Annotated in this window: 16 protein-coding genes and 1 pseudogene; 6 read left to right on the top strand and 11 right to left on the bottom strand. The window is 72.4% G+C overall.

What is annotated here, in order from left to right; all coding sequences use genetic code 11:
• Positions 1-19 precede the first annotated feature (19 nt).
• The 7 genes from ACZ499_RS26750 to ACZ499_RS26720 form a co-directional block, all read right to left on the bottom strand.
• Positions 20-682, bottom strand: coding sequence for a peptidylprolyl isomerase (locus tag ACZ499_RS26750; RefSeq protein ID WP_468678614.1), 663 nt, complete (start codon positions 680-682; stop codon positions 20-22).
• 209 nt (positions 683-891) lie between these two features.
• Positions 892-1,830, bottom strand: a complete 939-nt coding sequence (locus ACZ499_RS26745) for an AraC family transcriptional regulator (RefSeq protein ID WP_468402289.1) — start codon at positions 1,828-1,830, stop codon at positions 892-894.
• A 30-nt stretch (positions 1,831-1,860) separates the two neighbouring features.
• Positions 1,861-2,784, bottom strand: a complete 924-nt coding sequence (locus tag ACZ499_RS26740) for an NADP-dependent oxidoreductase (protein ID WP_468678612.1) — start codon at positions 2,782-2,784, stop codon at positions 1,861-1,863.
• A gap of 274 nt (positions 2,785-3,058) precedes the next feature.
• A complete protein-coding gene (locus tag ACZ499_RS26735) occupies positions 3,059-4,168 on the bottom strand; it encodes a glycoside hydrolase family 26 protein (protein WP_468678610.1) in 1,110 nt (369 codons plus the stop codon).
• Positions 4,165-5,913: a glycosyltransferase family 2 protein gene (locus tag ACZ499_RS26730; protein ID WP_468678608.1), complete on the bottom strand. Its 1,749-nt coding sequence runs from the start codon at positions 5,911-5,913 to the stop codon at positions 4,165-4,167. The genes ACZ499_RS26735 and ACZ499_RS26730 overlap by 4 nt, the downstream gene beginning before the upstream one ends.
• 124 nt (positions 5,914-6,037) lie before the next feature.
• On the bottom strand, positions 6,038-8,041 hold the full coding sequence (locus tag ACZ499_RS26725; RefSeq protein WP_468678605.1) for an outer membrane protein assembly factor BamB family protein: 2,004 nt from the start codon (positions 8,039-8,041) through the stop codon (positions 6,038-6,040).
• Between the two features lie 70 nt (positions 8,042-8,111).
• Positions 8,112-8,411 (bottom strand): hypothetical protein, encoded by a 300-nt coding sequence (locus ACZ499_RS26720; protein WP_468678603.1) that lies wholly within the window; start codon positions 8,409-8,411, stop codon positions 8,112-8,114.
• A gap of 290 nt (positions 8,412-8,701) precedes the next feature.
• Here ACZ499_RS26720 and ACZ499_RS26715 point away from each other — a divergent pair, with 290 nt between their 5' ends.
• The 3 genes from ACZ499_RS26715 (at position 8,702) to ACZ499_RS26705 (ending at position 12,438) form a co-directional block, all read left to right on the top strand.
• Positions 8,702-10,390: a reprolysin-like metallopeptidase gene (locus ACZ499_RS26715; protein ID WP_468678602.1), complete on the top strand. Its 1,689-nt coding sequence runs from the start codon at positions 8,702-8,704 to the stop codon at positions 10,388-10,390.
• Positions 10,391-10,575: 185 nt separating this feature from the next.
• Positions 10,576-12,072: an IMP dehydrogenase gene (locus ACZ499_RS26710; protein WP_468678600.1), complete on the top strand. Its 1,497-nt coding sequence runs from the start codon at positions 10,576-10,578 to the stop codon at positions 12,070-12,072.
• Between the two features lie 96 nt (positions 12,073-12,168).
• Entirely contained in the window at positions 12,169-12,438 is a 270-nt protein-coding gene (locus ACZ499_RS26705) for a DUF6225 family protein (RefSeq protein WP_371656185.1), read from the top strand.
• 43 nt (positions 12,439-12,481) lie between these two features.
• On the opposite strand, the gene ACZ499_RS26700 is transcribed toward ACZ499_RS26705, so the two are convergent.
• A complete protein-coding gene (locus ACZ499_RS26700) occupies positions 12,482-13,102 on the bottom strand; it encodes an L-threonylcarbamoyladenylate synthase (RefSeq protein ID WP_385536342.1) in 621 nt (206 codons plus the stop codon).
• A 92-nt stretch (positions 13,103-13,194) separates the two neighbouring features.
• Here ACZ499_RS26700 and ACZ499_RS26695 point away from each other — a divergent pair, with 92 nt between their 5' ends.
• Positions 13,195-13,845: an HAD family hydrolase gene (locus tag ACZ499_RS26695; protein ID WP_468678792.1), complete on the top strand. Its 651-nt coding sequence runs from the start codon at positions 13,195-13,197 to the stop codon at positions 13,843-13,845.
• 40 nt (positions 13,846-13,885) lie between these two features.
• On the opposite strand, the pseudogene ACZ499_RS26690 reads toward ACZ499_RS26695, so the two are convergent.
• Positions 13,886-14,786: pseudogene (locus ACZ499_RS26690) on the bottom strand (arginase family protein).
• A 79-nt stretch (positions 14,787-14,865) separates the two neighbouring features.
• On the bottom strand, positions 14,866-15,963 hold the full coding sequence (gene thrC / locus ACZ499_RS26685; protein ID WP_468678789.1) for a threonine synthase: 1,098 nt from the start codon (positions 15,961-15,963) through the stop codon (positions 14,866-14,868).
• Between the two features lie 83 nt (positions 15,964-16,046).
• On the opposite strand from thrC, the gene ACZ499_RS26680 reads away from it, so the two are divergent.
• The gene (locus tag ACZ499_RS26680; RefSeq protein ID WP_468678598.1) at positions 16,047-16,883 is read left to right on the top strand and encodes a MurR/RpiR family transcriptional regulator; all 837 of its coding nucleotides are present in this window, start codon (positions 16,047-16,049) and stop codon (positions 16,881-16,883) included.
• 406 nt (positions 16,884-17,289) lie between these two features.
• Positions 17,290-18,771 carry a flavin-containing monooxygenase gene (locus tag ACZ499_RS26675; protein ID WP_468678596.1) on the top strand — a complete coding sequence of 494 codons (1,482 nt, stop codon included), beginning with the start codon at positions 17,290-17,292 and terminating at the stop codon, positions 18,769-18,771.
• A 27-nt stretch (positions 18,772-18,798) separates the two neighbouring features.
• Here ACZ499_RS26675 and ACZ499_RS26670 read toward each other — a convergent pair whose 3' ends face one another.
• A complete protein-coding gene (locus ACZ499_RS26670) occupies positions 18,799-19,299 on the bottom strand; it encodes a histidine kinase (RefSeq protein WP_468678594.1) in 501 nt (166 codons plus the stop codon).
• Positions 19,300-19,371 lie beyond the last annotated feature (72 nt).

Genomic DNA, 19,371 nt, shown 5'->3' with positions numbered 1-19,371 from the left:
GCGCCCTCCCCCCGTCCTCCTACCGGTTCTTGATCTGTACGCGCTTGATGTTCACCGGCACCGTCGGGAACCCGTCACCGGGACCGTTCTGGTCGTCCTCGCCGCCCGCGGCGATCTTCTGCAGCACGTCGAGCCCGGCCGTGACCTTCCCGAACGGCGTGTAGGCCGGGGAGAGTTTGGTGTCCTTCCAGACGAAGAAGAACTGACTGCCGTTGGTGTTCGGCCCGGCGTTGGCCATCGCCACCGTACCGGCCGGATAGGTGGCACCGGTGAGGTTCTCGTCGGGGAAGGAGTAACCGGGGCCGCCGCTGCCGGTACCGGTCGGATCGCCGCACTGCAGCACATAGATCCGGGCCGTGGTGAGCCGGTGGCAGTGCGAGCGGTTGAAGTAGTCGCGCTGGGCGAGGAACTTGAAGGAGTACGTGGTGCACGGGGCCTTGTCCGTGAGCGCCTGGAAGGTGATGGCGCCCTGGCCGGTGCGCAGGGTGGCGCTGTAGGGCTTGGCGGCCTTCACCGGGTCGAAGACCGGTATCCCCTTGAAGTTGTCCGCGGGCACGGCCGGCGTATAGGTGCAGGCGGTCGCGGGCCCGGGGGCGGCCGGGGCGGCGGCTGCGGCCTGCGTCGCGGCGCCGAGGGGCAGCAGGGCGGCAGCGGCGAGCAGGGCGTACGGCTTACGGAGCACGAGACGGGTCCCTTTCGGATCGACACCGGACGGGTGTGTCATGGCCGCCTCATCCTGCCCGCTGGGGCGCGCGCCATGCGCGGGGTTGGGAAGGACCGCATTGGCGACGGGATCAAGGGGGCGCGGGTTCACGTTCGGGGCGACTGGCCGCCCCAACCGCTCGTCGCGAGAGCTGGTTGGGGCGGGCAGGGCGAGCGTACGCGTCCGGGTCAGGCCGCCCTCGTCTGGCGGCGGTAGCCGCCGGGGGCCAGACCGTACTCGCGCTTGAAGGCCTTGGCGAAGGCGAACTCCGAGCCATAGCCGGTGCGCGCCGCGACCGACGTCAGCGGGGCGTCGGTCTCGCGCAGCAGCCGCGCGGCCGTCGTCATGCGCCAGCGCGTCAGATACGCCATCGGCGGCTCGCCCACCAGCGCGGCGAACCGCCGGGCGAACGCGGCCCGGGACAGCCCGGCCCGCTCGGCCAGCGACTCGACCGTCCACTGGGCCGACGGGTCCGCGTGGATGGCCGACAGAGCCGGCGCCACCGCCGAGTCGCCCAGGGCCGCCGCCCAGCCCCGGGCCGCGGCCGGAGGCTGCTCCTCCAGCCAGGCCCGCAGGATGTAGAGCAGCAGCGAGTCGATCAGCGTGGGCACGATGCCGTCCGAGCCGATGCGCGGGTTCTCCAGCTCGGAGCCGAGGAGCTGGACGGCGGCGCTCAGTTCGGGGTGGCGGCCGTGCCGCGTCTGGAGGTGGATCACCTCGGGCAACTGGTGCACCAGGGGGTGCGCGCGCCCCTGGTCCAGGTGGTAGTTGCCGCAGAGCAGGCTCGTTTCTGGGCCCTCGCCGCCGACCGTGACCGAGCCGAGCGGCGAACCCCCGCTGCACTGCTCGGCCTTGGCCTCCACCGCCACGGTGGAGGGGTGGTCGGCGAGGATGTGTCCCCGCCCGTCGCGCAGGAAGACCACGTCGCCGGGGTTCAGCGGGATCGGCTTGAGGTGCGGTGGTGCGTCCTCCAGGGGGACCAGCCAGCACGTCCCGTACAGCACCACGTGGAACCCGGCCCCCGCGACCGCCGGCAGCCGCAGGCCCCAGGGGGCGCGGCCGTTGGTCCGTACGGACGCCGGGTGTCCCGTACGCATCGAGGCCAGCGCCTCGGTGAGGATGTCCATCCGGCCTCGCCCTCCCTGGTGGTCCGTCGGTCAGACCGTCAGGACAATCTTGCCCTGTACGTGTCCCGCGCCGACCAGCTCGTGTGCCTTGCCTGCCTCCTCCAGCGGGAACGTCTCCTCCACGTACGGCCGGATCGCACCCGAGTCGACCAGCTCGGCGATCGCCTCGAGGGCCGGGTAGTCCGGCTCGACGGAGATGCCCGCGAAGCGCCGCCCGGCCGCCTCGACGCGCGCGGCGAGCTCCGCGTCGCCGTGCTCCAGGATGGAGACGAGCGTGCCGCCCGGGCGCACCGACCCCAGCAAGAGGTCGCCCTGGGCCGCGGAGTCGAAGACTATGTCGGCGTCCTTGACGGCTTCCTCGACGTCAGTGGTCCGGTTGTCGATGACCTCGTCGGCGCCGAGGCCGCGCACGAAGTCGTGCCGGGCCGCACTGGCCAGGGCGATCACATGGGCGCCGCGCGCCTTGGCGATCTGCACCGCGAAGTGCCCGACGCCGCCGGCCGCCCGGTGGATCAGCACCCGGTCGCCCGCCTTGACGCCCGCCGCCTGCACCAGGCCCTGCCAGGCGGTGAGCGCCGCGAGCGGGATGGCGGCGGCGTGCACGTGGTCGACGGAGGCGGGCTTGCGGGCCACCTGGCGGGACGGGACCAGGACGTACTCGGCGTACGCGGTGGCGGCGCGCGGGAAGTACGGCATTCCGTACACCTCGTCGCCCGCCTTGAACCGGGCGCCGGGACCGGCCTCCTCGACCACACCGGAGATGTCCCAGCCGACACCGAACGGCGGCTCGCCGAGCAGCGGGTAGGCGCCGGACCTGACGGCCAGGTCCACCGGGTTGACCGCACTGGCGTGCACCTTGACGAGGAGATCGCCGCCCAGCGGCTTGGGCCGCTCGGCCTCCACGACCTCAAGAACCTCGGGACCGCCGAAGGACTTCTGGATCACTGCACGCACGGTAACTCTCCCTAAGTCTGCACAAGTTGCCGTCCGACTCGACGTCCGGCTCGGTGTGCCCTGCTTGATGTCCTCAACCTTAGGGAGATCGAACGAGCCGCAGAATGGCCTTCCGTCTCACTTATATGTCCCAGCGTCTCGCCGCTGGGTGTTCTCGGTGGGGGAGCGGTCCGACGGGTCCCGCGGAAGATCCCCGTCGGCGGTCGCGTCCGGGTGGACGGGCCGGCCCGGCGGATCGTCGTCACCTACTGACGCGCCGACAGGCGGCCCGGCTTCAGCGAAGCCGTGGCGTCGTCCCCGGTCCCCACCGCTGCTGGTACCGGGCGGCCGAAGCGCCTGCGGTGAAGGCGGCCGAGGTCGCGGGGGAGGTGCCCACGCGCCAGTCGATCTCCTTCACCGCCTGGTACCAGACAACTCCGATGATGTCGCGGTGGCGGGGCAGGGAGCGGAACATGCCGGTGATCCACTCGGCCTTGCGCCCGGCCGCGTCCGTGGCGCCGACCTCGGTGATGACGAGCGGCTTGTGGGTGAAGCGGCGCAGTTCGGTGCGGGTGGGGGCGAAGAGGTCGTCGAAGGACTGGTAGTTCTCCTTGCCCACGGTGCCGTAGTAGCCGGACAGGCCCACCCAGTCCACGTAGGCGTCTCCGGGGTAGAGGCGGGTCAGCGGTGTGGAGTTGGTGTAGCTGACGTTGGGGCTCCACACCCACACCGCGTTGTGCGCGCCCGCCGCGTCGAAGACCTCGTGGATGTGGCGCCACGCCTGGACGTACTCCCCGCGGCTGTTGCCGTTGGACTGCTCGCACCAGGGGTACCAGTAGCCGTTCATCTCATGGGCGAAGCGGATGGCCACCGGGTAGCCGAGGGATGCGATGCCGCGTGCCCAGGAGCGTACGTACGCGTCGAAGTCGCCGTGGACGATCCGCGACAGGCGGTACGCGGGTTGTTCGCCGCGCAGTTTTGGTTCCTCGGCCTCCTCGGTGTGGTCCCACGGCTCCCAGGCGACCATGGGCAGCATGCCCCGCTCGGCCACCCGGTCGATGGCCGCCGCGTCGAAGCGGTCGTGCGCCCAGTCGGCCGAGAACTCGAAGGCCTGCGGCCGGTGCCCGGTCTGGCGGGTGAAGTCGGCGGCCTCCGTGAAGTCATGGGTGCCCTGGGAGGTGAAGACGCCGAGGAACGCCTTTCCGGGGGCGGGGAAGGGTGTTCCGGGGTGAGGTGTGTCTTTCCCGGCGTCGGGCAGTCGCGTCGTCGGGGGCAGGACGGCGTCGGCGCGGGCGGCCGCCGCGCGGCGGTCGCGGTCCGCGAGGTCCGGGGCCACCTGGAAGGTGTACCAGCACAGGACGACGGCGCAGAGCAGCGCGAGCACCCGTGGCGCGGTGATCCTCATGGCTCGGCCCTCGCCGTGCGCAGGCGCGTGGAGACGCCCTCGGCCAGCGCGAGCAGCGGCGGCGCCGACCCGGCCGCCAGACACAGCAGCGTCCAGATCCGCATACCCGTGTAGTCGTGGTGGTGCAGGAAGCTGACGACCAGCAGGCACCCGGCCAGCAGCGCCCAGATCAGATGCAGCCGGAAGGTGCGCGGCGACTCGGCGCTGCGCAGCTCGCCCTTGGCGGTGACGACGTAGGCGAGCGGGCGTCGCAGCAGGGCGTTCACGGCGGCGGCGATGTACACGGGCCCGGCGAACAGCGTCAGCAGGATGCCCGCCATGCCGATCTCGCGCCTCTCGTGTTCGGCGAGGTTGAACCGGCGCAGCCACAGCCACAGCGCGAACGATCCGGCCATGCCCGCCGACCACAGCAGGAACCAGGGGAGGCCGGGCAGCTGGATCGACGACACCCCCAGCAGCATGTACAGCGCGGTGGCGAGGGTGCCGAGCGCCAGGTTCACCGCGATGCCCGGATAGTAGAACTGCACCAGGTCGTACAGCAGACGCTGGCGGGGCCTGAGGCGGATGCCCTGCCTCAGACGGGGGTTGAGCTTGATCTCCCAGATGCCGTACGCCCAGCGCTTCTGCTGGTTGAAGTAGTCGGTCCAGGTCGTCGGCCCCTCGCCCACGGCCACCACGTCGGGGGTGTAGACGCCCTTCCAGCCGTGGCCGGTGGCGGGGTTGAGCGTCCCGTGCACCCGCATGCTCGTCAGGTGGTCCTCGATGATCGAGTCCTGGTAGCCGCCGATCTGCCGCCAGGCGGCCACCCGGTAGAGGTGGTTGGTGCCGATCAGCAAGGGGGCGTCGAGGCCGTTGCCGCCTCGTTCGACGATGCTGCTGAACAGGTACTGCTGTACGGAGGCGCCGTGCGCGACCCAGTTGTCGTACGCGTTGCCGTACACCTGGGGGGCGACCACGAACGCGGTGTCGGGGTCGTGGAAGTAGCCCAGGGTCCGCTCCAGGAAGCACGGCAGCGGCACGTGGTCCGGGTCCATCTGGGCGACCACGTCGTACCGGTTCTCGTGCTCGGCGCGCCAGGCGTTGTGGTTCCCGGACTTGGTGCGGGCGCGGAACGGGCCCGACGGCCGGTTGTACTCGGGCCGGTCCTTGCGGCTGAAGTGGTGGACGCCCAGGCGCGCGGCCATCTGCCGTACGGCCGGGTCGTTGCCCTCGTCCAGGATCCACACGTCCACCGCGCAGTCCCAGCGCTCCACCTCCAGCATGGCCCGCAGGGTCCGCTGTACGACGGCGAGGGGCTCCTTGGAGGGCACGATCGTCGTCAGCATGGCGACCCGCAGCCTGCCCGGCGGGGTCATGGGAATGGGGTCACGCGCCCGGAAGGAGAACACCCAAATCGCCACCGCCTGTACGACTTTGATCGCCTCGACCGCGATGACCAGGCAGAACCCGACGCGGGCCAGACACAATCCGAACCCGCCCAGGCCCGTGACGCCGGGGCCGGGCACATGCTCGGGCAGCAGCAGCCAGCCGATGAAGACGAGGTCGGCCAGGGCGGTCGCGGTGACCAGTGCGGTGAGCGAGATCCGGTCACGCGTGTCCAGCACGGAGAGGAACCCCACCTCCCGGCGCGGGTTGGCCAGCGGGCCGCAGCCCCGGGCCGCACTCCGATAGGCCGTGACGGCCGACGCGTTGCGGCGGCGCCTCTTCTCGGCGCGCCGGTCCAGCCGGGTTGGATAACTGGACATGTCCCCCCTTGCTGACCGACAACATCGCTCTGGCGTGAAAAGGCCGCTACGTGCGGTGAGTAGGACTGCCGTCGTCCGCTGTCCGGTTCCCGACCTTCGCCGTGGTCGGGTGTTCGGACGCGCGTCAGAGGCGAACGGCGTACAGGGCGCTGTCGTCGCAGCCGAAGTACACCGTGTCCTGTGCGACGGCCGGGGAGTGCACCGGAGCGGGGGCGAGGAAGCTCCAGAGCTCTTTGCCCGTCGAGGCGTTCAGCGCGTACAGCCTGCTGTCGTCGCTGCCCACGTACACCACCGCTCCCGCCACCGCCGGGGTGTGCACATCGCCGGCGGCCATGAACGTCCAGACGGTCTTCCCGGTGGCGGCCTCCAGCGCGTGCAGCGCCTTGCCACCTCCCACGTACACCAGCCCCCTGGCGATCGCGGGGCTGGAGCCGACGGACGCGCCCTCGAACCGCCAGACCTGCTTCCCGGTGCCCGCGTCCACCGCGTACAGCCCCCCGTCGGTGCTGCCGAAGAGGGCCAGGCCGCTCGCCACGGCCGGGATGCCGGACACGGCGCCCCGGGTGGTGAACGCCCACTGCCTCTCGCCGGTGGCCGCGTTCACCGAGTACAGGTTGGTGTCGCTGCTGCCCACGTACACCGCCTCGCCGGACACGGCGGGGGAGTGGGTGTCGTTTCCGGCGGTGAAGGCCCAGCGGCGCCTGCCGGAGGCCGCGTCCACGGCGTACAGCCGGTGGTCGGCGCTGCCGACGTAGGCGACGCCGCCGGTCACCACCGGGGAGTGGACGATGCCCTGGGTCGTGAACCGCCAACGGACCGCGCCCGAGCGCGCGTCGAAGGCGTACAGGACGCGGTCGTCGCCGCCCAAGTAGACGCTGCCGCCCAGCACGGCGGGCGCGGAGCCGATCGCCGCGCCGGTCGTGTACGCCCAACGCCGTTGCCCATCGGCTGTGTTCAGTGCGTACAGGGTGCCGTCGTTGCTTGCCGCATACACCAAGTCACCCGCCACTCTGGGGTACGACAGGACCGTGCCGGTGGTCGCGAAGCGCCAGCGCGGCGAGCCCGCCCCGGACGGCCCGCCGCCACGCGAGAGCGCCCAGCCGGCGGCCGCCGCGCCACCGGCCGCAAGGACGCCGACGGCGGTGTACAGCACATGCCGACGGCCGACCGGCCGACCGCCGGTGGCCTCCGGCCGGTCCGGCAACTGCTCGGTGCGCAGGGGTACGGAGACGGGCGGCGCGGTCGTCGAGGTCGGCGCGTCCGGAAGGGCCGGAACCGTGTCCTCGCCGTGCCACGGCTCCGGCAGCCAACCCGGGGCCAGCAGCTCCACGGGTGACCGCCCGCCGGTCAGGGCGTGCATCAGCGCGGGCAGCTCCGGGCGGTCGGCGGCCTTCTTCGCCAGGCACCGGCCGATCAGTTCGCGCAAACCCGTGGGCACCGCCTGGAGATCGGGCTGCTCGTTCACCACCCGGTACAGCAGCGCCGGTACCGACGCCTCCCCGAACGGGCTGGTGCCCGCCGCCGCGTAGGCCAGCACCGAACCCAGCGAGAACACGTCGGACGACGGCTCGACCCGGAACCCCTGGATCTGCTCGGGCGACATATAGCCCGGGGAGCCGATCGTGGTGCCGGTCAGGGTCAGCCCGGTGTGCTCGCAGAGCCGGGAGATCCCGAAGTCGATGACGCGCGGCCCGTCCTGGGCGAGCAGCACATTGGCGGGCTTGAGGTCCCGGTGGATGAGGGACGCGCCGTGGATCGCGGTGAGCGCCTCCACCAGCGCCGCGCCGAGCGCCCTGACGGACCGCTCGGGGAAGGGGCCGCTCTTCTGCACCGCCCGCTGCAGGGAGGGGCCCGGGATGTACGCCGTCGCCAGCCACGGCCGGGCCCCCTCGGGGTCGGCGTCGACCACCCCGGCCGTGAAGAAGCCGCTCACGGCACGGGAGGCGATGACTTCACGGGCGAACCGCTGCCGGAAGGCCGGGTCCTGGACGTACTCCGGCCGGATGACCTTGATCGCGACCTTGCGGCCGCTGGGGGAGTACCCGAGGTAGACCCGGCCCATGCCACCGCTGCCCAGCTGGGCCACCAGCCGGTACGGCCCCACGGTGGCCGGGTCGTCAGGCCCCAACGGCTCCAAGGCGCCCCCCGGGTCGCATCCTGGACTTCACCACGTCGCTCGTCGGAAAGCGTAGCGCCGGTCAGGCCGCGCCGCTCACCCCCGGAGCCACGAACCGCCGGTGCAACGGCAGGAGTTGGATGTCCGGCTGCCCGACGATGCCGGCCTTCTCGACGGCGGGCGCGAGCCGTTCGCCGAAGAACCGCTCGAATTCCTCCTGGGACTCCCAGACATCGGTGACGTGCAGTGAGCCGGAGTCGAACCACGCCACGTGCAGACAGGCACCGTCGGGCGCCTGCTCCTCCCAGCCCACGGTGTCACGCACCGCGTCGTACTGCTCGGGGGTGACCCCGGCCCAGCTCAGTGACAGGACGACGGCCATCGACTGCTCCTCTCCCGGTCTTGCCCGCCTCTTGCGTCGGGCGGGCCAATTCTCGCCGCGAGGGTCCGCTTTGAGACACAGGGCCCGAGGGCGTGCGGCAGCGTACGGGAGCACATACGGGAACCGTCGCGCCCCCGTGCCCGGCGGCCCGGCCGTCGCCCCGGCGGCCACCTCCGGCGGGCGCACCGGCCCGGCCGCCGCCACCCGTCCAGCGGCTTTCGGCGCGCCGGGGTGTCCGCCGGGCGCCAGCCTGGGGCTGTTGCCCGTCGACGACATCCCAGGAGAACGCCGTGCCCCGTTCCCGACGTCTGTTCCGCGGCGTGCTCGCAGCCGCCGTGCTCCTCACCCCGGCCGCGACGGCTGCCGCCGCAGGGCCCTCGGACCCGACGCCCGGGGCGGCGCGGACGAGCAGTGTGGAGTGGGCCGAGGGAAGCTTCCGGGCCCTCTGCGGCACCCGCCGGGGCGCCGCGCCCGACCGCCGCACCTTCCGGTTCTTCGACGACGCCCGGATGGAGGCGGTCGCCTCGCACATCGCGCGGGACCGGCAGGGGACCGTGCTGTGGACCGGACACCTCGTGGGCCGCCCCGACCGGCCCGTCAGCCTCGCCATCGACGGGGCGTGCGGACAGGGCGCGCCGAGGGTGGCCGGGGAGGTGCACCTGGGCAGCAAGCGGTATGTGATCGACGCCGACCGGCCGGGGACTTCCACGGTGCGCGAGCTGCGCTTCGCCCGTACGACGTCCCTGTACGACGACGTCGTACGGGTCGAGGCCCCGCAGGGCCCCCGCGCACCCCGGTCCGCGCGGCAGGAGCGGCATGCGCAGCCGCGTGCCGCCATCACGGCACCCGTCATCGACCTGCTCATCGGCTACACCCCGCACACGGTCCGCAACACCAAGGGTGGCGTGGAGGCGCTCGACCTGAAGGTGAAGGCCGCCGTCGCCGGGACCAACGCCGCCTACTCCGACAGCACCGTCACCGCCCGGCTCAACCTGCTGGGCACGTTCACCACGAAGGAGTGGACGGGCGACGACGGCGACACCGACGGCATGACCACCGCCCTGTCGGCCCCCAACAGCCCGCGCTACTCCGGCGCGTTCGCCGCCGACGCGCGCCGCCAACGGGACGAGCAGGGCGCGGACCTGCTGCATGTGCTCACCCAGTTCACCCCCGAACCCGGCGCCCTCTACACCGTCGGCACGGCCAACTCCCCCTCTCTGCCCCGGATCGTCCCCGGCGCCGCCCCCTCGGCCGGCAGCGATGGCGCGGCCTTCGGCGCCCAGCAGGTCGACACCCTCGGCACCTACCACCTGGCGCACGAGATCGGGCACAACTTCGGCCTCAACCACGACTACAACACCGACCCCGTCGACCCCGCCGAGGAGAACTACCGGCGCGGCAACCTCAACCCGTACTACCCCGACAACCACGGCTATCTGCCCGCCGACCGCAGCTGGACGGACATCATGGGGTACACCATGGCGTGCGCCGACGAGAACAAGTGCGAGACGAAGCTGTGGTTCTCCAATCCCCGCCAGACGTACGAGAACGCGCCCCGGGGCGTGCCGCTGGGCCGGCCCGACCCCGCCGACTGCGTCCGCGTGATGAACCTCACCGGCCCCGTTCTCGCCAACTACCGCACGCCGTCCGCCACTACGGCCCCGGCGGCCCGGTACGCGCTCACCGCCGCCCCGGACAGCCCCGAGCACGGCACCGTCACCCCCGCCGCGACCGGCCTGTTCGACAAGGGCGACCAGGTCACCGTGACCGCCGTTCCCAGAGCGGGCCACAGGATCGACTACTGGGCGGTGGACGGCAGGCTCCAGTCCACCCGGGCGAGCGAGCTGACCGTCACGATGGACGGCAACCACTTTGTGACGGCGAGGTTCACCAGGACCACGGCCACCGCGACCCAACTCCCGGCGACGATCGCCCAGGTGCCCCCGGCCACCGGCCCGTCACGATTCGTGCTGCGGTGAGTTGATCGATAAGGTGCCAGGTCACGACCGCTCCCCGTTCGATCCACGGGCCGGTCAGGGCTCTGCCGCGGTTGGTGGCACCTCCACGACTGCCGTGCTGATCTCTGCCTGCCCGGGCCCTGCGATACGGGGGCGGTCCTCACGGCGGGGCAGTCGGGCCCCGGCCGACGGGTCAGGAGGAACGAGTGGCACAGATCATCGCCGAGGTCTCACGGACGTTCAACGAGTTTCTGCTCTTGCCGAACCGGACGCGGACCGACTGCTCGGCCGCGACGGTCGATCTGCGCACGCCCCTGGTGCGGCACATCGCGGGCGAGGCGTCGGCGATCGAGCTGCAGTCCCCGTTCACGTCCGCGATCATGCAGGCCGTCAGCACACCCGAACTCGCGATCGCGCTCGCGCGAAACGGTGGTTTCAGCTTCCTGCACCACAACCAGCCGATCCGGGACCAGGCCGCGGCGGTCCGCCAGGTGAAGAACTTCAAGGCCGGGTTCGTCACCAGCGACACCAACGTCCGCCCGGACGACACCCTCGGCCTCCTGGTCGACGTCATGCGCCGCACCGGCCACAGCACCGCCGCGGTCACCCACGACGGGACCGCCACCGGCCGCCTGCTCGGCCTGGTGACCTCCCGGGACTTCCATCCCCAGCGCCATGATCTGGACGGACCGGTCAGCGGCCGGATGACCGCTGTCGCCGACCTGGCCCATGCCGGGGCCGACATCACGCTTTCCGAAGCCAACGCGCGGCTGTGGGACGAACGGCTGGACTGCCTCCCGGTGCTGGACACCGAGGGTCACCTCCAGCATCTGGTGTTCCGTTCCGACTACGCGGACAACAAGCGCTTCCCGAATCAGGTCGTGGACGCCGCCAAGCGTCTGCGGGTGGGTGCGGGTATCAACACCCACGACTACCAGGAGCGCGTCCCGGCCCTGCTGGAGGCGGGCGCGGACGCGTTGTGCTTCGACTCGTCCGACGGCTACAGCGACTGGCAGGCGCAGGCTCTGTCGTGGGTGAAGAAGCACTATCCGGAGATCCCGGTCGGCGGCGGCAACGTGGTCGACGGGGAGGCGTTCACCTTTCTCGCCGAGGCGGGAGCGGACTTCGTCAAGGTCGGGGTGGGCGGCGGCTCCATCTGCATCACCCGGGACCAGAAGGGCATCGGCCGCGGCCAGGCCAGCGCCGTGCTGGACGTCGCGGCGGCCCGGGACGCCTTCCGCGAACGCACCGGCGAGTACGTGCCGATCTGCTCCGACGGTGGGCTGGTGCACGACTACCACGTGGCCCTGGCGCTGGCGATGGGGGCCGACTTCGTCATGATGGGGCGCTACTTCGCCCGCTTCGACCAGGCGGCCGGCGCGAAGCTGCCCACCCGTGACGGCTTCGTGAAGGAGTACTGGGGTGAGGGCTCGAACCGGGCCCGCAACTGGCAGCGCTACGGCCAGGGAGGCCAGGGTCTGGTCTTCGAGGAAGGCGTGGACGGCTACGTCCCCTACGCGGGCGACCTCAACGAAGGCCTCGCCCTGACCGTGGCCAAGCTCAAGACCACGATGGTCTCCTGCGGCTCCACCACCCTGCCGGAGTTCCAGTCCACGGCCCGGCTGACCCTCGTTTCGGACCAGAGCTTCCAGGAGAGCCACGCCAACGTCACCCTGCGGGACACCCCGGGGACGGTCTCCTGACCACCTGCGGTCCCCCCGTCCTTCGAGCCCTCAGGTTGACCCGGCCCCCGGCGCGGTTACGCGGCGGGGCCCGTCGGCGCCGCTAGCCTCGGGCCCATGACAGACACCTTTGAGCACAACCCCCGGGTGTGGACCGCGGCGCGCCTGCGCGAAGCACTCCAGGGGCTGCCGGACGACACCCCCATCCACGTCGGTGTGGCGGACGGGCCCGGCGACTTCGACGGGTACACCGAGTACGCACTGGTCAACCTGGAGCCGGTCGAGAAAGACACCGCGACTGCCGGGCCCGCCGCCGTGCACAGCGACGTGGAGTACACGCTCTTCGCGGACTTCAAGGCGGGCCAGTACCACTACGACCTGGACTGACCGCCGCCGAGGTGTGTCCGGGGCGAGGTGTGTCTGGCGCCCGCTACTCGAAGCGCGAGGTGTCGCCCGCCCCACGCCGTACGATCTCGGCCTCGCCGCCGGAGAAGTCGATGACGGTGGTCGGCTCGGTGCCGCAGTCGCCCGAGTCGATCACGGCGTCCACCACGTGGTCGAGGCGCTCCTTGATCTCCCACCCCTGCGTCATCGGCTCGGCCTCGTCGGGCAGGAGCAGGGTGCTGGAGAGCAGCGGCTCACCCAGGTCGGCCAGCAGGGCCTGTGTGACGGTGTGGTCGGGGATGCGCACCCCCACGGTCTTCTTCTTGGGGTGCAGCAGCTGGCGCGGCACCTCCCTGGTCGCGGGGAGGATGAAGGTGTAGCTGCCCGGCGTCGCCGACTTGATCGCGCGGAACACATCGTTGTCGATCTGTACGAACTGGCCGAGCTGCGCGAACGTCTCGCACACCAGGGTGAAGTGGTGACGGTCGTCGAGCTGCCGGATCGCCCGGATCCGGTCGATGCCGTCACGGTTGCCGAGCTGGCACCCCAGGGCGTAGCAGGAGTCCGTCGGGTACGCCACGAGCGCGCCGGACCGGATGCTGTCCGTCACCGTGCTGATGGTGCGCCGCTGCGGATTGTCGGGGTGGACATCGAAGTACTTGGCCATCCGCCGAGTCTACGGGCCGCGCCGCGATGGCGCCCGGGGCGCCCGTTCACTCGTCGGGGTGGTGCGATGATCGCGGTGTGACCAGCACTCTTATGGATACCGTCGATGCCACCGCGGTGGCCAAGCACGTTCTGTTCGACGTCGACGGTACGTTGATCGACGCTGTCGACAACCAGCGCCGGGTATGGCGGACATGGGCGGAGCGGTATGGCCTGGATCCCGACGAGGTGTACCGGGTGGCGCTGCGGACCCGGCCCCTGGAGACCTTCGCGAGTGTGGCCCCGGACCGCGATCCGCACGAGTGCCTGGCCGCGCTCCACGAGCTGGAGGACGAAGACGTCCGCTCCGGTGTGTACGCCGCCTTCGCAGGAGCGGCGGAGCTGCTTTCCGCCCTGCCGCCGGGCTCCTGGGGTCTGGTGACGTCGAACTACGTGCACCGGGTGCGCGGACGGTTCGCCCGGACCGGGCTGCCGGTGCCGGAGGTCCTGGTGGACGCCGCCGCGGTGACGGAGGGCAAGCCGTCGCCGGTGCCCTATCTGCTCGCGGCCGAGCGGTTCGGCGCGCTGCCGGAGAACTGTCTGGTGGTCGAGGACGCGCCCTCCGGGGTGCTGTCCGGGCTGCGCGCGGGCATGACGGTATGGGGGGTGAACGCGCCCGTCGCGGTGGACGGGGTGCACCGCCACTTCGCGAGCCTGAAGGAGGCGGGGCCGGAGATCCTCGCCTTCGTGACCGGAGCGGAGTGAGCGGGCGGGCGGCGCGTGTGCGGGCCGCCCGCACCGCCGCTCAGGAACGGGGACCGAGGGCGTCCACGACCAGGTCCGCGAGGAGGCGGCCCGCGGTGCCGTCCGGGTCGAGATCCGGGTCGTAGATCGTGAGGTTGAAGCCCACACACCGCTCCGACCGCACCAAGGCTTCCAGGAGCACGGCGAGTTCGTCGGGCAGCAGCCCGCCGGGGTCGGGGCTGTCGACGGCGGGCATCACGCCCGGGTCGAGGACATCGGCGTCCAGATGCACCCAGAACCCGTCGAGCGCCGCCGTCTCCAGCGACTGGCGCACCGATGCGCCGATCTCGGCCGGGCCCCACTGCCGGATCTCCCCGACCGTCGCCGTCGGGATCTTCAGTTCGGCGAACTCCGCCCGGTCCTCGTCGTCGTCCCGCATCCCCAGGACCCGGACGTCCTCGTCGCGTACGTACGGGCGCAGCCCTTCCAGATCGGTCAGGTCGGCCTGGCCGCGCCCGGTGGCCAGGGCCAGCTCCTCGCCGCCGGCCGCGCCGATCCGGTCGGAGTTGCCCGGGTGGCGGAAGTCCGCGGAGCCGTCGATCACGACGATCCCGTACCGGCCGGTGCGGCGCAGTGCCAGCGAGGCGCCGAGCTGGATGGAGCAGTCCCCGCCGAGCACGACGGGGAAGCCGCCGGTCCGGAGGTGGTGTTCGACGCGGTCGGCGAGTCTACGGGTGTAGGAGGCGATGGCGGCGGCGTTGAAGACGCCGTCGCCCTCCTGCCAGTCGCCGAGGTCGTAGCGCGGCGGCACGACCACCCCGCCCTCGTGCGCCCCGAGCCGCCGCACGATGCCGAACTCCCGCATCGCACCGGCGAGTTTGTAGCGGCCGGGGACCGTGCCCGGGGCGGGGCGGGCGCAGGCCGAGGTTGGACGGGGCGTCGATGACCACGAGACGTCGCATGCCGGACATCCTCACCGAGGACGGGCCTGCTCCTCAACAGTGGTTCCCCTGGGTGAAGGTGTCGCGCCCGGCCGGGGCGTCAGGACGTCAGGTGCAGCGCCCGGGCCACGTCCGCCGTGCGGGCCGAGGACGTGGTGGACTCGTAACCGCCGCGCATCGAGGCGTCCGGGTCCTTGAGGCCGTTGCCGGTGACCGTGACCACCACGCGCTGCCCGGCGTCGAGGCGGCCCGCGCGGTGCTCGGCGAGCAGTCCCGCGATGCCGGCCGCCGACGCGGGCTCGACGAAGACACCCTCGTGGCGTGCGACGAGCCGGTACGCGTCGAGGATCTGCTCGTCGGTGACGGCGCCGATCAGGCCGCCGGAGCTGTCGCGCGCCGCGATCGCGCCCCGCCACGAGGCGGGGTTGCCGATGCGGATCGCGGTGGCCACCGTCTCCGGCTCGGCCACCACCTCGCCGTGCACCAGCGGCGCCGCGCCCGCCGCCTGGAAGCCCCACAGCCGGGGCCTGCGGGTGGCGATTCCCGCGCTGCCGTACGCGTCGTAGCCGCGCCAGGCGGCCGTGATGTTCCCGGCGTTGCCGACCGGCAGGCAGTGGATGTCCGGCGCGTTGCCCAGCGCGTCCACGACCTCGAACGCGACGGTCTGCTGGCCCGCCAGGCGGTGGTCGTTGACCGAGTTCACCAGCGCGACCGGGTGGTGCTCGGCCAGCTCGCGGGCGATGCGCAGACAGTCGTCGAAGGAGCCGGTCACCTCGACGATCTCGGCGCCGTAGCGGACCGCCTGGGCGAGCTTGCCGAGGGCGATGTGGCCCCGGGGGACCAGGACGGCGGCGCCGATGCCCGCGCGGGCCGCGTACGCGGCGGCCGAGGCGCTGGTGTTGCCGGTCGAGGCGCACACCACCGTACGCGCGCCCGCCTCGACGGCCTTGCTGACCGCGACCGTCATGCCGCGGTCCTTGAAGGAGCCGGTGGGGTTGGCGCCCTCCACCTTCAGCCACACGTCGCAGCCGGTGAGCGCCGACAGATGGGTGGCCGGGACGAGTGGCGTGTTGCCCTCGTGGAGCGAGATGACGGGTGTGGTGTCCGTGATGGGCAGCCATGCACGGTAGCCGTCGATGAGGCCGCGCCAGGGGCGGGTCCGTACGGAGGTGGTGGTGGCGGAGGGGCGCTCGTCTATGGTCACGAATGTTACTGTAACCCGAGAGTTTCCATACATGCGAAACAATCGTTTCATCACCGGCGATGGCGGCGGGGAGTGGCATGGCGAACGACGACGAGGTGGCGGCCCGGCTCGGGGCGGTCTATCCGGAGCTGCCGCGCGGGGAGCAGGCCATCGTGCGGGTGCTGCTCGACGACTATCCGTTCGCCGCCCTGGGCTCGCTGCGCTCCCTCGCGGACCGGGCGAAGGTCAGTCCGCCGACCGCCTCCCGGCTCTTCGCCCGGCTCGGCTGGTCCGGCTTCGCCGACTTCCAGGCCGCGGTCCGGGCCGAGGGCCGCGAGCACGACCGCTCCCGGCTGCGCGAGTTCGTGGCCACCGCCCCCGACGGCCCGCGCCGGGCCGCCGAGCAGCTCAGGGCCGGGCTCGACGCCACCATCGCCGCGGCCGGTGAACCCTTGCTCGCCCGGATCGCCGCGCTGCTCTCCCAGGCGCGCGGGGTGTGGGGGATGGGCGGCCCCCTGAGTGAACTCGCCGCCGACTATCTGGTCCGCCAGCTCGCCAGCCTGCGCCCGGGCGTGCGCCGGGTGCCGGACGGGGCGGCCGAGCGGGCCCGGGTGCTGCTCGACCTGGGCCCGGGCGACCTGCTCGTCGCGTACGACTTCCGCCGCTACAGCGACACCACCGCGCGGTTCGTGCGCGCGGCCCGGGCGCGCGGGACGCGGCTCGTGCTGGTCACCGACGCCTGGGAGTCCCCGCTGGCCGCACACGCCGAGGTGCTGCTGCGGCTGCCCCGCGACGCGGCGGGCCCCATCGCCCCGCTCACCCACGAGATCGCGGTGACCGAGCTGATCCTGGTCGCGACCGTGCCGCTGCTCACCGAGTCGCCCGGGCGGCTGGAGAACCTCGACGCCCTGACGGCGGAGCTCGGCCAGGACTGAGCGGCCCGCCGCCCGGCGAAGGAGCGGGGCGTACGGGGGCGCTTTTCATCGGACCACGCGCGCAGGGCGCCCGTCTTCGCGCTCTGCCGGGCCGCTCGGACGGTACGAGACGGTGGCACGGTCCGATCGCCGTATGGGAAGGCCCATCGATGCCACGAGGTGCGCAGCACACCACCGTGACCCGCACGAGCAGAGAGGCCTCCCCGCCCCACTGTGTGGCCCGTGGCCAGGGTTCGACGGTGTTCGCCCGCACCGTCGTGGCGTCACCGCCCGCCCGCAGGTCCCCGCTCGGATCCGGCTGCCGCAAGAGCGGGCGGGGAACCGGCGTCCTCGCGTACACCGCCGGGTCCGCCGGATTCGCGCGGTGATCCCCGCGCAGGCTTCCCGTCCCGGCAGGGACGCGCACGTGGTGGTCGTCGGAGCGGGGTTCTCCGGCATCGGTGCCGCCATCCGGCTGCGGCAGGCGGGGTTCCGCGAGGTGATCGTCCTTGAGAAGGCGCCCCAACTCGGCGGCACCTGGCGGGAGAACACCTATCCGGGTTGCGCCTGCGACGTGCCCTCCACGCTCTACAGCTACTCGTTCGCCCCGGACACCGCCTGGACGAGGGTGTTCGCCGGGCAGTCGGAGATCCACGCCTATCTGCGCTCGACGGCCGAGCGGTACGGGCTCGGCGAGGTGCTGCGCTGCGGGGTGCGGGTGCTGGGGGCCCGCTGGGACCCGGCGGCCGCGCGCTGGCGCCTGGAGACCAGCGACGGCTCCTACAGCGCGGCGGTGCTGGTCCTGGCCACCGGGCCGTGGCATGTGCCGCGCCCGCTGGAGGTGCCCGGCATCGAGGACTTCGCCGGACCGGTGCTCCACACCGCCCGCTGGGACCACGAGGTCGACCTCACCGGCCGCCGCGTGGCCGTGGTCGGCAGCGGCGCCTCCGCGGTCCAGCTCGTGCCCGAGATCGTGTCCCGTGCGGCGGAGGTACGGCTCTTCCAGCGGACCGCCCCCTGGGTGCTGCCCAAGCCCGACGTGCAACTCCCGGCGGCGTTCAACTGGTGCCTGGACCGCGTGCCCGGCGCCCGCAAGGCCCTGCGCGCCGGGCAGTACGGCCTCCAGGAGGGCCTGGGCTGCGCCTTCCGCCACCCGGAACTCGCCCGGCTGGTCGAGGCGGGGGCCAGGGCACACCTGCGCCTCGCGGTCCGCGACCGGAGCACCCGCCAAGCGCTCACGCCGGACTACCGACTGGGCTGCAAACGCCTGCTGACCTCCAGTACCTACTACCAAGCCCTGTCCCGGCCGCACGTCCACCTCCACCCCACCGCCGTGGCGGCCGTGCGCGAGAAGGCGGTCGTCGGCGCCGACGGCACCGTGGCCGAGGCCGACGTCCTCGTCACGGCCACCGGCTTCCGGGTCGGTGAACTGCCGCTGGCCGAGAGCCTGTGCGATGCCGACGGCCGTACGCTGCGAGCGGCCTGGGCCGGTGAACCGCAGGCCTACCTGGGCAGCAGCGTCAGCGGCTTCCCCAACCTCTTCCTGCTCCTCGGGCCCAATCTGCTCGGCGGCTCCACCTCCGCGATCAGCGTCCTCGAAGCCCAGCTGACCTACCTCACCGCCGCTCTCACCCATCTCCGGCGCACCGGCCACGCCGCCCTGGACGTCCGGCCCGCCGCACAGGCCTGGTACAACACGGCGGTGCAGGCAGCGCTGGCGAGCACCGTCTACGACACCGGAGGCTGCACCAGCTACTACCTCGCGCCCAGCGGGCGCAACACCTTCGCCTGGCCCTGGTCCACCGGGCGGCTGGTGCGCCGGCTGAGCCGCTTTGACCCCGGCGCGTACACCTGGCGGGCACCGGCCGTCCTGGGGCCGAAACTGCCCGAGACGGCCGAGGCGTTGTAAGGGGCGGCGCGGCCCGGCGGGACGGTGTCAGGAAGCGTCGGTCTCCTCCGCCGCGCGTTCGGCGGCATCGACCTGCGCGGCGAATTCCCTGGCCGTCAGGCGCTGCAATGCGCTGCCGTGGCGCCGGGCCAGCTCGTCTGCGGGCTCCGGCGACGCCTCGTGGAGGTCCAGGACGAGCATGGCCGCGCCGTCCTCGACCCGGCTGCTCAGCATGATCAGGCCCGCGCCGTCCTCGATGAGCCGGCGGTTCTCGGCGGCGTTGGCGAGGGCGGCCCCGGCCGCGCTGCCGAGCAGCACGCCGATCGGTCCGCCGAGCAGTCCCACGAGCCCGCCCACCACGCCGCCGCCCACTGTGGGCACACCGGCGCCGCGTACATGGTTGTCGGGCACGTCGAGCAGGCCCTCGGCGGACCTCTCAAGGACCGCCGCCTGGCGCAGCCCCGGCAGGGAGACGGCTTCCTCGTACGCCGCCCGGCACCGCGACGGATCGGTGAACGAGATCAGCAGCACATGATGAGTGTCCGCCATGGCAGGTGCTCTCCCTTGTCGTGCGATGCGCCGACCTTGCCGTGCGGTCCGCCGCTTCCGCCCCTCCAGTGG

Source organism: Streptomyces sp. NPDC031265 (assembly GCF_055570295.1).
This window is presented reverse-complemented; position numbering and strand designations above follow the sequence as displayed.

Excerpts from the sequence above, each read along its gene's own strand:
- ACZ499_RS26745 (WP_468402289.1), bottom strand. The coding sequence starts at position 1,830 with ATGGACATCCTCACCGAGGCGCTGGCCTCGATGCGTACGGGACACCCG.
- ACZ499_RS26735 (WP_468678610.1), bottom strand. The coding sequence starts at position 4,168 with ATGAGGATCACCGCGCCACGGGTGCTCGCGCTGCTCTGCGCCGTCGTC.
- ACZ499_RS26730 (WP_468678608.1), bottom strand. The coding sequence starts at position 5,913 with ATGTCCAGTTATCCAACCCGGCTGGACCGGCGCGCCGAGAAGAGGCGC.
- ACZ499_RS26720 (WP_468678603.1), bottom strand. The coding sequence starts at position 8,411 with ATGGCCGTCGTCCTGTCACTGAGCTGGGCCGGGGTCACCCCCGAGCAG.
- ACZ499_RS26705 (WP_371656185.1), top strand. The coding sequence starts at position 12,169 with ATGACAGACACCTTTGAGCACAACCCCCGGGTGTGGACCGCGGCGCGC.
- ACZ499_RS26700 (WP_385536342.1), bottom strand. The coding sequence starts at position 13,102 with ATGGCCAAGTACTTCGATGTCCACCCCGACAATCCGCAGCGGCGCACC.
- ACZ499_RS26695 (WP_468678792.1), top strand. The coding sequence starts at position 13,195 with ATGGATACCGTCGATGCCACCGCGGTGGCCAAGCACGTTCTGTTCGAC.
- ACZ499_RS26680 (WP_468678598.1), top strand. The coding sequence starts at position 16,047 with ATGGCGAACGACGACGAGGTGGCGGCCCGGCTCGGGGCGGTCTATCCG.
- ACZ499_RS26670 (WP_468678594.1), bottom strand. The coding sequence starts at position 19,299 with ATGGCGGACACTCATCATGTGCTGCTGATCTCGTTCACCGATCCGTCG.